Annotated in this window: 5 protein-coding genes; 4 read left to right on the top strand and 1 reads right to left on the bottom strand. The window is 42.3% G+C overall.

Annotation, left to right across the window (positions count from 1 at the left end; genetic code table 11):
- Positions 1–59 precede the first annotated feature (59 nt).
- The 4 genes from PQ469_RS27120 to PQ469_RS27105 all read left to right on the top strand — a co-directional run bounded on the left by PQ469_RS27120 (position 60) and on the right by PQ469_RS27105 (position 11,782).
- Positions 60–1,523 carry an alpha-L-fucosidase gene (locus PQ469_RS27120; RefSeq protein ID WP_274210472.1) on the top strand — a complete coding sequence of 488 codons (1,464 nt, stop codon included), beginning with the start codon at positions 60–62 and terminating at the stop codon, positions 1,521–1,523.
- Positions 1,524–3,404: 1,881 nt separating this feature from the next.
- Complete coding sequence (locus tag PQ469_RS27115) at positions 3,405–6,563, top strand: SusC/RagA family TonB-linked outer membrane protein (protein WP_274210471.1); 3,159 nt, start codon at positions 3,405–3,407, stop codon at positions 6,561–6,563.
- 21 nt (positions 6,564–6,584) lie between these two features.
- Positions 6,585–8,144, top strand: coding sequence for a RagB/SusD family nutrient uptake outer membrane protein (locus PQ469_RS27110; RefSeq protein ID WP_274210470.1), 1,560 nt, complete (start codon positions 6,585–6,587; stop codon positions 8,142–8,144).
- A 74-nt stretch (positions 8,145–8,218) separates the two neighbouring features.
- A complete protein-coding gene (locus PQ469_RS27105; protein WP_274210469.1) occupies positions 8,219–11,782 on the top strand; it encodes a VCBS repeat-containing protein in 3,564 nt (1,187 codons plus the stop codon).
- A 152-nt stretch (positions 11,783–11,934) separates the two neighbouring features.
- Here PQ469_RS27105 and PQ469_RS27100 read toward each other — a convergent pair whose 3' ends face one another.
- The gene (locus tag PQ469_RS27100; protein WP_274210468.1) at positions 11,935–14,160 is read right to left on the bottom strand and encodes a CRTAC1 family protein; all 2,226 of its coding nucleotides are present in this window, start codon (positions 14,158–14,160) and stop codon (positions 11,935–11,937) included.
- Positions 14,161–14,359 lie beyond the last annotated feature (199 nt).

Genomic DNA, 14,359 nt, shown 5'->3' with positions numbered 1-14,359 from the left:
ACGGGCGATACAATTACATTATTAACATTATTTATTCAAATGGATTTTTAACTAATAACATGAATTTTAAACAATTAGTCACTCAAATAAAAAAGCAGCTCAGCTTAATTGCTATAGTCTGGGTTTTAATGCCATTAGCGGTTAATGCGCAAACGGCACCAACTCCCGTTGGCCCGGTACCCAACGCCAGGCAAATTGAATGGTACCATCGCGAAATTATAGCTTTCTTTCATTTCGGGATGAATACGTTTGCCAACGTTAATGAAGGCGATGGCACAGCAAGCCCCCAACTGTTCAATCCTACAGCATTGGATTGTAACCAGTGGACAAGTGTGCTTAAAAGCGCCGGGATTACAACAGCGATTTTGGTTGCCAAACATGCCGATGGTTTTTGTAACTGGCCAACCGCGCATACCAATTATTCGGTAAAAAACAGTCCCTGGAAAAATGGTAAAGGCGATGTTGTAAGAGAATTTACAGATGCGTGTAAAGCCTCGGGAATAAAAGCAGCAATTTACCTGGGACCGCATGACAGGCATGATTCCAGGTATGGTACACCTGATTACAGCGATTATTATGCGGGCCAGCTATCGGAATTACTAAGAAATTACGGGGCCATTTGGGAAATATGGTGGGATGGTGCCGGTGCCGACCAGATTACCACGTCGTTTTATGATCGCTGGGCAGATACCGTGCGCAAATTACAGCCTAACTGTGTTGTTTTCGGAACAAAGAACTCCTACCGCTATGCCGATTGCCGCTGGATGGGCAATGAATCGGGACTATCCGGCGATCCGTGCTGGTCAACCATTAACCCGGTTTCTATCCGCGAGGAAGCCGCCCACATTACCCAATTAAACCACGGCGAAGTTGATGGCAGCGCTTATGTGCCGGCCGAAGTAGATGTATCCATCCGCCCAAGCTGGTTTTATCACCAGGAAGAAGATGCCCATGTTAAAAGTGTAGCCACGCTATGGGACCTCTACTTCAATTCGGTAGGCCACAATAGTGTGCTGTTGTTAAACTTTCCGCCCGATAAACGGGGCCTGGTTTCTTCTATCGATTCGGTAAGGGCCGATAGCCTGAACTACCTGATCAGGAGCACATTTAAAAAAAACCTGGCAGCCGGTGCTGTTATAAAATCGCAACATCCTCGCGGCGGCATATACAAGCCGGCTAATATGGTTGACAATAACGAAAGCACGTACTATGCAACCAATGATAAGGCCGTTACAGATACTATAACCTTTAACCTGGGCAAAAAGAAAACGTTTGACGTGTTGATGCTTCAGGAGGTTATCGAATTGGGCCATCGCACAACCGGCTGGTCTGTAGATTATTCATCTAATGGAAAAGATTGGATTCCTATTCCCGAAGCAACCAGCAAGCAGTCTATAGGCTATAAATGGTTAATCAAATTTAAACCGGTAACTGCATCGAGAGTTAGGCTGCGTGTTACTTCCGGTAAAGCTTGTTTAGCCATTCATACTTTTGGTATTTATAAGCAGCCGTCGTTACTATGACGGTTTGATCAGAGCGAACATTCAATAGTCATTCGTCCGCTCAGCTGAATTTTATTGTTGGACAAGTAATAGTTCTGTCCATTATATGCGAAAAATCCGATTTTTTCAAAGGGTTCCTCTGCAATCCATGCACAGGCGGAAAGTGCTATTCTCATGGCTTTTAGTGTTGGGTTGGCTATATTTAACCTTGAACTAATATCACTAAAATGAAAAAAAAGACCAGCCAAAAGAATTGCAAAAAAAGGAATATCAAAATTTGATAACAACGAAGCTGAATTAATAGATCTGATTGCCCAACTTATAGTAGAAATAATAATAGACGATGATGAAAATGATAAAGATTTAGTCCCGGAAATTTAAAGAGTATTTGAAACAAATTCCAAAAAGGGATTAGAATACTTGAAAAACAATCCAAATAGCTGATTAACAGAGTGTTGTTTGGTCGCTGAAAAAGCCGGACAGAAAAAACATCTTAGCTAAAAAAACAGGTAAGGGGCTGCATCATAAATCAAAATGACCGTCTGAGAATCGCCTGTACGAAAATTGCCTCCATCAGGTACCCGAATAAATCACACAAAAAAGAGGCTGATCATGATTTATGATACAGCCTCTTAAACTTATTGTAGTAGCCCGTAGGGGAATCGAACACGATTCACTATCAGTTAATTATGACACTTTGGTGAGTAACTCGGTAATGGGCCAAAAAACGCTTTAAAACTCGCCAGAACAGTGAAAAAAGATGCATAAAATGGACATTTTACCAAAATCAAAAGCCTGTAAATATTTGATTTGCAAGATTTTGATTGTTTTTTGAATTGGGCGTATGTGGTGCCGACGAGAATCGTACTTTGTTACCACAATGTGCTTTAGTGGTTATTGCCTGTTTTTACTTCAAAACCTCACCGGCATTTTATGAGGCCTGGCTGTAAACCCTGTAATCAAATTAGGGATTGTTTTTTAAAATACTGCTAAATGTTATTTTTTTGAAGGGATCAAATTTCGTTGAATAATGCTCAACGTTTGATCAGTTCCGGATTTATCCATCAGTATTTTTGATATAAAGAACCCAACAGTAGATTAAGCCAACGCTATCTTTTAATAATATTCTTACATAGCATCCAAAAAAAACAAAACAATTGTGAAGCATTCCGGTGGCAAACATTTCAGCAACTTTTTAACACATATGTATAATAAAAAATTTTATTGCCTTTAAACCGCCAATTTTTTAATCAAAAAAAAATTGGCGGTTTATTCAGAAGAAGATCTCGCTTTAACTTTTGCGACGCCGGTAGTTGATGGTGTATATCGTATAAGTTGACAAATGTTGTGTTTTTATGTTAAAAAATTGGGTACCTAAATTTGCTTCAAACGTAACTTTACTGTTGCAAAGCGGCTATATTCTTATCAACAGCTGCTGAACTATAAACCAATAAAGCCGACCCGGCAAGTTCTGTAAATTTTGAGTTAAGTTATTAATGCTTGATCGACCTGTATACTATTTGTCGTATTCAGGAAAATTACAAACAGGCCCGGCTCTACAATCGATTGCAAACCTTTTCTGAAGTGTACTTATGAGAGATTAAACCCAAAAAACTTGTTTTGCCGGCCACCGCTTGTGGCCCGCAGTAAACTACATCGGTAATCGATATCATGGATTCTATGATTAATAAATCTGATGATGCAGGTTACCGGTTAAGCAACCAATTAAGTAAACAGTCTTTTATTAAACCAAAGGTAGTGTTAGCTAAAATATATGATTTATTTCTGTGAATAACGGTAATCCATACATAAGCTAACCATATGTAATACCATAGTGTGTTTGATAAAAGCGCTAAATCTTACCAATTTCTAAACCAATGTTTTCAATTAACAAACCAAAATATGAAAAAAAAATATTTACTAAGTACTTTCATGAAAATGACGGTCGTAATAGTATTTATAAGCATTACTATTATAAGTTCCGCGTTTGCGGGTAATGGCCCGGCCGGTCTGCCATATACGGATGTCATAAAAGCCAACGTGAGCAAGGTTATAATCGGTAAAGTAACCGATGAAACAGGATTAGCATTACCAGGCGTAACAGTTACCTTAAAAGGCACTACTACTGCAGTCGGATCCGATGTCAATGGCGTATTCCGTATTGAAGTACCTAATGATCAGGCGGTGCTTGTTTTTAGTTTTGTAGGTTATGTCTCGAGGGAAGTTACCGTTTCCGACAAATCGGTAATTAACGTATCATTAAGGAGTGATTCTAAATCATTAAGTGAAGTTGTTGTTGTTGGCTACGGAACACAAAAGCGCGCCAGTGTAACCGGCGCTGTTTCGTCGGTAAGCGGCAAAACAATATCAGCGTTACCTGTTGGGGGTGTCGACCAGGCTTTACAGGGCCGGGTAGCCGGTTTAACGGTTACCAATAATGGCTCGCCAGGTACTGCTCCAATTGTACAAATACGCGGCGTGAGTTCTGTTGGTTATGGATCCGATCCCTTGTATATTATTGACGGCTTTCCGGGTTCTATCGGAGCTCTTGATCCAAGAGATATTCAATCAGTTGATGTACTTAAGGACGCGAGCGCTGCGGCGATTTACGGTTCAAGAGGAACTAACGGCGTTATCATCATTACAACCAGGAAAGGTTCCAGTGGTAAGGTTCAGTTAAATTTTGATTCGTACGCGGGATTTCAGGAAGTTGTTAAACGATATGACCTCCTTAACACTAACCAATATGTACAATACGAAAGAGCTTTAGACGGAGCTGCCAATATTGGAGTACCGCCGCGTTTGCAACCGGCAAACTTTAATCTGCCTATTTATGCGGGTTCTTCGCAAACATTCGCCCAAACCAACACAGACTGGCAGAGCGCTTATTTCCAAAAAGGAGTTTTGCAACAGCATAATGTCTCGTTAACTGGTGGCAATGATAACTCACATTTTTTTACTTCCGCCGGTTATTTTAATCAGGATGGTATTACCGTGGGTACAAGTTTCAGCCGGAAAAACTACCGTATGAATTCTGATCATAATGTGAATAAATTTATTACCATCGGCGAAACATTCAATGTTTCGGTAACCCGTCAGCGTTTTGGGATCCCCCCCGGCAACAGAACGCCTATTACCAATGTGGTAAGGATGCAGCCATACATACCTATTTACAATCCAAACAATCCTGGCGGTTTTTTTGGCCCTCAGAACAGTTTTGACGGCGCCGACCCGGTTAACCCGATTGAACAGGCATTAATTAACGAGAACCGTAATTTTGGTTTCGGAATACGTGGCAACGCTTATTTAACCGTAAAGTTTACTCCATGGTTAAAATTCAATTCTACTTACGGGATTGATTACGGAACAAACAGGCAGGAACAATACACTCCTATATATAACGATGGGGGTACTTCAAGCAGCCCGCTTGCGTCAATAACCGAAAATACCGGCACCAGCACTACTACCCTGTATACACAGCAATTAACTTTCGACAAAACCTTCGCCAAACACCACGTTTCGGCTGTGGCAGTTTACGAAGTGCAAACCAACCGGAGTGACAGCCAAAACTCTTTTGGCAACCAAAATAACAACATTATACGCACACTTAACAACGCCACCAACATCACCACCAATTATACTTATGGCACCAACGTGCTGCATTCATTAGTAGGCCGGGTGGGTTATGATTTTGAAGGGAAATATTTAATTTCCGGTTCAATACGCCGCGATGGCTTGTCAGTTTGGGCCCCCGGTCACAAATATGAAAACTTCCCTGCGGCTTCGGTAGGCTGGAAGGTTGACCAGGAAGATTTCATGAAGAATTCTAAAACAATCAGCGAATTAAAACTACGGGCCGGTTACGGCGTTACCGGGATAAATGGAACTGTGTTGGGGAATTATCCTTACGTATCAAATGTTTCTGCAGGTGGCACAACGTATCCTTTTGGCAATTTGGCAACAGGTGCTAACTCTGGTAACGGATCTTATTATAGTGCATTAAGTAATTATTTTCTTCACTGGGAAATAACCAAATCAACAAACATTGGTCTTGACCTCGGCTTACTTCAAAACACGTTTACGTTATCAGCGGAAGTTTATAAGAGAAGGACCAATAACCTGATCTTAACCGTACCGGTACCGCCAAGCGATGGCGTTGGTGCACCGGTTGCAAATGTTGGCTCTATGCAAAACACAGGTATTGAATTTACCGCAGGTTACCATAAATCAAGCGGAGACTTTAAATTTGATATAACCGGTGTGTTTGGTTTAGACAAAAATAAAGTTACCTCATTGACAGGAACTGCAAACGGTTCGATAGTGGCAGGCGGCGATGCAGATTTCGGTGGCGGCGGTCCGATTACCAACACCGTAGTTGGTCAATCCATCCAGTATTTTTATGGTTATGTTGTAGAAGGCATATTCCAAAATGCAGCTGATGTAAGCGGCCATGCTACTCAAACCAATGCAGCGCCAGGCGATATTAAATTTAAGGATATCAATAACGACGGCAAAATAGATGCCAATGACCGGGTTAACCTGGGCAGTTATCTCCCTAAGTTTACTTATTCGTTAAATTATTCGGCGAATTATAAAAATTTCGACATTGCTTTGTTTTTCCAGGGTGTTTACGGCAATAAAATATTTAATGCCGAAAAAATCATTCTTGAAGGTATGCCAAGGTTATTTAACTCCGGAGTTAACGTGCTTAAGGCCTGGACACCCAACAATACCAATACTACTATCCCGAGGGCTATTTCCGGCGACCCTAACGGCAACGTAAGGCCTTCGTCGCGCTGGGTAGAAAACGGCTCATACCTTCGTTTAAAAAACCTTCAGCTTGGCTACAATTTTCCTACAGCCTGGCTTAAATCGGCTACTGACGGTCATGTAAGCAAAGTGAGGTTTTATTTATCATCCACAAACCTGTTCACGATTACAAAATACACCGGGCTTGATCCTGAGGTTGGCTCCAAAAACGGAACACTTACAAATGGTATAGACTACGGCCAATATCCTTCGCCAAGAGCGTTCCAGGCAGGCTTACAGGCAACATTTTAACAATCATTAAATTGATATATTATGAAACATAGAAAAATTTATTTATTGTCAACCATTATCTTACTAACGATAACGGTGATTGTATTGTCCTGTAAAAAAACAGCGCTAAATACATCCGACCCCAATAATCTTACTACAGGTAACTATTATAAAACTGCAGCGCAACTAAAGGCGGGTGTTAACGCCATCTACGCTGTTATGCATCAAAACAACCTCGTATCGCGCGAGTGGTATTATTTGCATGATACCAGGAGCGATGAAGTGTTCCCTGGCGGCGGCCAACTGGAAATTCCGCGCCGGCAACTGTATGAAAATACCGATGACCCTACCAACTCGGTTATGAACTCGGTTTGGAATGGCTGGTACACAGTAATATTCCGCGCCAACGTGGTAACCGACAATGCGCCCAATGTTACTGACAATGTTGCAGATAAGAATGAATCGGTTGGCGAGGCAAAGTTTCTTCGCGCCTGGGCTTATTTTGACCTGGTTAGTATGTGGGGAGGTGTTCCGTTGGTAACTACAGTGCCAAAAAGTCCAAACGATTATAAGCCACGTGCATCTGTTAGTGAGGTTTATGCGCAAATTGTTCAGGATTTGAAAGATGCTGCCGCAGTATTGCCCGGAAAATCGGCTACCGATAAGGGGCGGGCCACCGCTTCCGCTGCCAATGCCATGCTGGGCAGGGTATTGATGCAACAAGGCGATTATGCCGGAGCCAAAGCAGCGTTTCTTAAAATTCCAACTTCAGGAGCAGATGGATATTCTTTAACCGCACGTTACCTGGATAATTTTGAGTTAGCGACCGAGTTTAATTCAGAGTCAATTTTCGAAGTTGTATTTGTAGACAAAGGCGATAATAACTACAACTGGGGTGGCGAAAGCGCGACTGAACCACAATCTACAGTCAGAAACCAGGAATACTGCCCTGTTGCCTGGAGAAATCTCATTCCTTCAAACAAATATTTGAATGAATTTGAAAACACAGCAACAGGCGCAGCCAAAACAGACCCGCGTTTTTCATACAGCGTTTACCAGAGCGGCGATACTTATAACAATGGCCAAAGCGTATTAACTGATGGAGATCAAAACGGTAATTCTTCAGTGGTTAACGGCGTTACCAAAAAAATCAGCTGGCGTAAATTTATGATTATCTACCAGGAAAGTTCTGCTACGGCCGGCTTTCACCCCGCCGGAAACAATCAGCGTATTATACGTTATTCGGAAATTCTGCTTAATCTTGCCGAATGCAATATTGAGCTGGGTGATATCCCCGGAGCTGTAACCTATCTTAATATGGTGCGCGCAAGACAGGACGTTGCTATGCCTCCTTATCCAACGGCTCAATTTCCGGTTACTACAAAAAGCGACGTGATTAAAGCCCTAATGCACGAAAAAATGGTAGAGCTGGGCGATGAAGAAGTACGCAACATCGACATTTTAAGATGGCGTAAAAAGGGATATTTCACTACCGAGCCGATTGCTAATTTCCATGCCAACAGAGACGAATTATTACCTATACCTCAAGCCGAACTGGATAATAACCCATTAGTTAACGGTCATCAAAACCCAGGCTATTAATTTATTTTACAGTTAATTTGAAAGCGGGCGGCCTAAAAGCCGCCTGCTTTTTTCTTATATTTAAATTACATTTTATGAAGAGGCTCCTCATAGGTTTTACCATTGCTGTATCACTTTGGTCTTGTAAAAAGCATACACTATTTGTGCAAGTGCCATCTTCCGGCTCGGGCATTGTTTTTAATAACCTGATCACCGAAAACGACTCCATTAACCCCATTGATAACGCTACTGTGTATAATGGCGGAGGCGTGGGTATAGGCGATTTTAATAACGATGGATTACAGGATATTTACTTTGTTGGCAATATGGTGCCCAATAAGTTATATATCAACAAGGGGAACTTCAGGTTTGACGATGTTACTGCAATGGCAGGGGTGGATGGCAAGGGCCGATGGGGAAAGGGTGCATCTGTAATTGATATCAATAACGATGGCCTGCCCGATATATACGTATGTAATTCGTTTGCCAATGATCCACAAAAAAGACAAAACCTGCTGTATATAAACAAGGGGCTCAATAAAGATGGCATTCCTGTGTTCAACGAGGAGGCAAAGGAATACGGCCTCGATATCCGTCTTTTCTCGACAATGGCCAGTTTTTTTGACTATGATAATGATGGCGATCTTGACATGTATTTGACCGTTAATGAGCCGAACCCAGCCGAATTCCCCAACCAATTCAGGCCTATTAATATTAGCGGCACGGGGAGAAGCATGGGACGATTGTACCGGAATGATTGGGATCCGAAACTTAAGCATCCCGTATTTACAGATGTGTCGTTAGCGGCAGGCATCAAGATAGAAGGTTACGGGCATGCTGCAACTATAGCTGATATTAACCTTGATGGCTGGAAAGACATATATGTTACCAACGACTTCCTATCTAATAATATCCTGTACATCAATAACCATGATGGCACCTTTACAGATATGTCGAAGGCGTATTTTAAGCATACCTCGTTCAATGCCATGGGCCAGGATATTGAGGACATTAATAATGATGGACTGGCCGATATATTTGAACTGGACATGAGCCCTGCTGATAATTACCGAAAAAAAATGATGTCGGGGCCGAGCAGCTATAATACCATTCAAAATTTCGACCATTATGGTTATCAATATCAGTACGTCCGAAACACATTACAGCTGAACCAAGGTCCATCTATGGGAGAAAATAACCAGGCTGGCCCCCCGGCATTTAGCGAGGTAGGCTTTTTAAGCGGCGTAGCCCAAACAGACTGGAGCTGGACCCCGATGGTAACCGATTTTGATAATGATGGTTTTCGGGATGTTATTGTTACCAACGGTTATCCGCGCGATGTTACAGATCATGATTTTATTGCTTACAGATCCAATGCATTTTTAATAACGCCTAAGAGCGAAGTTCTTAAACAGATACCGTCAGTTAAAATTCACAATTACGCCTTCCGTAACCAGGATGGTTTGCAATTTAAGGATGTGAGCATGGATTGGGGCCTGGGTATCCCCTCATTTTCAAATGGTGCAGCCTATGCCGACCTGAACAATGATGGCGCAGTGGACCTTGTGATCAACAATATTAATGATGAGGCGCTAATTTATAAAAATACCGCCGGCGAGGATAAGGAAAATGTGGAGCACTACCTTAACATAAAGTTTAAGGGATCAAATCAAAATCTCGAAGGAATTGGAACCTTCGTTGATATATATTACCAGCACGGCTTACACCAGGTTTATGAAAACAACCCTTACCGGGGCTATCTTGCCAGTATCCAGCCTATAGCACATTTTGGGTTAGGCAAATGCAAAACCATAGATTCGGTAGTGGTTAGATGGCCGAACAAATACAGGCAAACATTTTTAAATGTGGCTGCCGATCAAACTTTGGCTGCAAACATTAATAATGCCGGCCAAACCGATACATGGGCAAATCCGGGACAACCAAAAGTACCGATATTTACCAATATCACGGGCAAAAGTGCGATTAACTACATACATCGTGACACAGATTATGCCGACTTTAATATTCAAAAGCTTTTGCCGCATAAGCTTTCAGAATATAATCCGGCGCTGTCAGTCGGCGATATCAATAGTGATGGCTTAGATGATATAGTTGTTGGTGGAAATTTGAAAGAGCCGGCACAGATCTTTTTTCAACAAAAGAACGGAACATTTATACAACGGGGCCTTTTAGAAGAAAAGAAATATGATCACGCCTATCTTGATGGCGGAATTCTGATTTTCGATTCAAACGGCGATAGGTTTCCTGATGTACTAATTACCGGCAGTGGTTATAAAGCAGCCGCAAACAATCCGGCATACCAGGACCGCTTATATATTAATGACGGCAAGGGCCATTTTATGCTTGCAAAGGATGCGCTGCCGGTTTGTTTTAAAAGCAAATTGTGTATAAGAGCTTTTGATTATAATAACGACGGCAAATTAGACCTGTTTATTTCCGGACGGGTTGAACCATGGAGATACCCCGAATCGGTGAACAGCTATATTTTAAGAAATGACACAAAGGATGGAAAAGCAAAATTTACCGATGTAACTAATGAAGTTGCCCCAGATTTAAAAAAGATAGGGTTGATATGCGATGGTCTTTTTAGTGACTTTGACAACGATGGTAAAACTGACCTGATATTAGCCGGAGAATGGATGCCGCTAACTTTCTTAAAAAATACAGGCGGCAAATTTGTTAACGTTACAGCCCAAAGTGGCGTTAGCAATAAAACCGGATGGTGGAACTCAATAGTTGCGGGCGATTTCAGGCATACAGGCAGAATGGATTACATAGTGGGTAATACCGGCCTCAATACCCTTTACCAGGCCAGTGACGAATTCCCGGCCTTTATTACAGCAGGCGACTTTGACAAGAGAAACCGGTTTGATGCATTTCCATCGTTGTACCTGCCGGGTAAAGACGACATTAAACGGGAATACCCGGCAAATGTACGGGAAGATGCTGTTAAGCAAATGATAACCCTGCGTGCCAAATTCACCAATTATCATTCATATGCCGAGGCAACGATGCAAGATGTGCTCAGTGCCGATCAAATGAAAAATGCCTTACGGCTTAAAGCCACCGAGTTGAAGTCCTGCTATTTCAGGAACGATGGCGGGGGTAAATTCACCATAACTCCGCTGCCAATTGAGGCGCAGGTTTCTGTTTTGAATGGGATGGTGGCCGACGATTTTGACGCGGACGGCAATCTCGATCTGTTGATCAACGGAAATGATTTTGGCACCGACGTTTCTATTGGCAGGTATGATGCCTTAAATGGCTTACTGCTGAAGGGTAACGGCAAGGGTAATTTTGCGCCCCTATCAATAGCGCGCAGTGGGATATATTTACCTGGAGATGGAAAAGCCCTTGTAAAATTAAAGGGTGCAAACAATAATTATCTGATGGCGGCAAGCGAACATTTAGGGCCGCTCCGGATTTTTCAATTAAATGCTAAAGTATCTATGTTAAAATTAGATGATACAGATCAAAGCGCTGTTATAACATACAAAAATGGCAGCCAGGCTAAACAGGAATTTTACTATGGCAGTTCGTTTCTTTCCCAATCGTCCAGGTTTATTCTCATTAACGATAAAACAGCACAGGTATCAATAAAAAACACCTCAGGGACAAGCAGGCTTTTTAAATTCTAATATCGTTATGTTAATTACTACCTGACCATTTTAACAAAGCAATTCAACCAGGGCACCCCAGCTCATCGTACACAATATGCTGTATGAAGGTCAGGGTTGTCCTTTTTATTTTCAGGCAGGCGTATATCATCTACTTAAAAACACCTTCGCCTTTACATGCCAGCCATTTGCATTTGCATCGCGGGCTCGCCTGTATTAAATTTAAGTGGCTTCAAATTAAGTGGGGTTAACTTTCCATCCTCTGTTATTTCCACGAACTGATTGGGCTTTAGATCGTAAAAATGCTGCACAGTACCGCTGCCTGCCCAGCGTATCTCGATGTCATCAATCATTTTGGCCTGTCCTATTCCTATCTCCTGCCTTAGCGGAGATGAACCGAAGCTGCCGCCGGAATTTACATCCTTGAACACACTTCGCTGTACGCCATTTTCTGTAAAGGTTACCTTTATCCTCGAGCCAATAGCCGACTTATTTGATTGTGTTCCCACCAATTTTAAACCCACCCAACTATTATTATTTTGGCCCGGATTAAGGTATAATGCGCTTTTGTAGGCATCGCCTATATAAGCGCCGCCCATTTCAATGAAAATATCCTGCAGCCCATTATTCCTAAAATCGGCAAATGATACGCCATGCCCTTTTTGCAAATTGCCGGTGCGCGATGAGCTGGTTACATCCGCAAATTTTTTGCCCCCGATATTTCTGAAAAGCTTATTCGGTATCAGTGATCCAAAATCGGGGTTGCCGGTACCAAAATAGATATCTGGATAGCCGTCATTATCAATATCACCAAAATTGCCTCCCATGCTAAATACCGCCTTGTTCAGCCCAACATCATGGGTTACATTGGTAAAAGTGCCATCACGGTTGTTTTTAAAAAGAAAAATATTGCCGTTATCTGCCACTGGGGTACCCAACGCCTCCAATGCGGCGTAGTATCCCAGGGTTGTGCTAAAATTGTAACTGCCTAACAAAATATCGGGCCAGCCATCATTGTTGTAATCATAAAACCAGGTGGTAAATGTATTTTGTTTGATATTGATGCCTGCCTTTTGGGTAACATCATCAAAACCTACGTTGTTCCCTCCTTTACATTTATTCTTCAGCAAATATTTTCTTCCACTCATGGTAGATACAAAAATGTCGGGCCAACCATCGTTATTGTAATCGGCCGATGTTACCCCTTTCACAAAGTCGTTGATCTGGCAATGGGCCTTTTGCGCCATTTCTTTAAAAGTACCATCGTGATTATTCATATAGAGCGCCGATGGATGGTTATTGTTAGGGTCGGTTCCGCCATGGCTTTCCATCCCGATAAAAACATCGAGCCAGCCATCGTTATTAAAATCGGCCCACACGGCAGTTTGTGTAGGATGCATAAATTTAAGCCCCGCTGCAATGGTAACATCGGTAAACCTGCCGTTACCATTGTTTTTAAGCAATGAACCTGGCTGATTGCCAAAACCGTCCCGAAGCCAGCCTCCCCTCATGATAAAAATATCCGGGCGGCCATCATTGTTGTAATCGGTTTGTTGAATATTAAGACCGCCAACTTCATCCTGTAAGCCACTTTGAGCGGTATGGTCGCTAAAAGTACCGTCGCCGTTGTTATGGAAGTAATGCATATGATCTTGCAGGTCCATACCAGATGTAACAATGTCTATATAACCGTCGCCGTCAAAATCGTCGGCTATGGATCCGCCCGCCCTGCTGTTCAGGTTGATGCCAACATTTGCGGCTACATCTGTAAATGGTTTTACTTTGTACGGCCCGTCATTTGCATTTAAGTTAGGGATCAGGTATTGGGCAGGAACTTGCTCCGGATAGCCATTTAAGGTCATATAAGCTATATTTAACAGCCAGCGGGACTGGGCATCCTGGGGATTGCTTTTCAAAATATTCTCCAGTGCTCCAATTGCCTGCCGCGATCCTGTTTGAACCTGGTGTATGCCTGCCCCCTTAATAGGAAATATGCACGATGCCCCATTGTGGCCAAGCATACAATTGGCACGTTCGCCCAAACGCATAAAGGCAACAGCCTCATCGGGCTGTGTATTTACAGGGTTCATGTAACGCGGCAGCTTCGCAATTTTCGAATATATATCAACAGCTTGTTGTTCGTGTCCTTCCTGTAACTCAAACAATGCTTTTTTCGATAATAGCTGCACATCATAATTTGGAGAACCGGCCTTTAACATCGAATCGCAGGCGGCAAGGCGGGCGTCGGAACTAAAAACATTTTGAGCGTTATAATTTCGCTTTTTAAGCTGTTGCAGCAAGTCGGCCATTTTTATTGGGGAGTGCGGCTTGCATGATAGTAGTAAACTACAAATACCCGCAGCAAAAAGCTTGGTTATTTTGGCAAATCGTGATAGCATGATAATTGGTTAAAAAAACGATCCGAATTTCTGTTCACTAATCAGTTAAAGGCTACCAGATAATAGCAAGCTTTAACCGAAAAGCGGACCAAGAGTTAACATAATATTTTAGCCACCTTCCGGTTAATAGGCGGTTAGTAAAGATAAAAAACGACGACGGCTCGAAACACAACGTTTGTTTATATTCATATAACCCCTG

The organism is Mucilaginibacter sp. KACC 22773, from assembly GCF_028736215.1.
Lineage (GTDB): Bacteria > Bacteroidota > Bacteroidia > Sphingobacteriales > Sphingobacteriaceae > Mucilaginibacter.
This window is presented reverse-complemented; position numbering and strand designations above follow the sequence as displayed.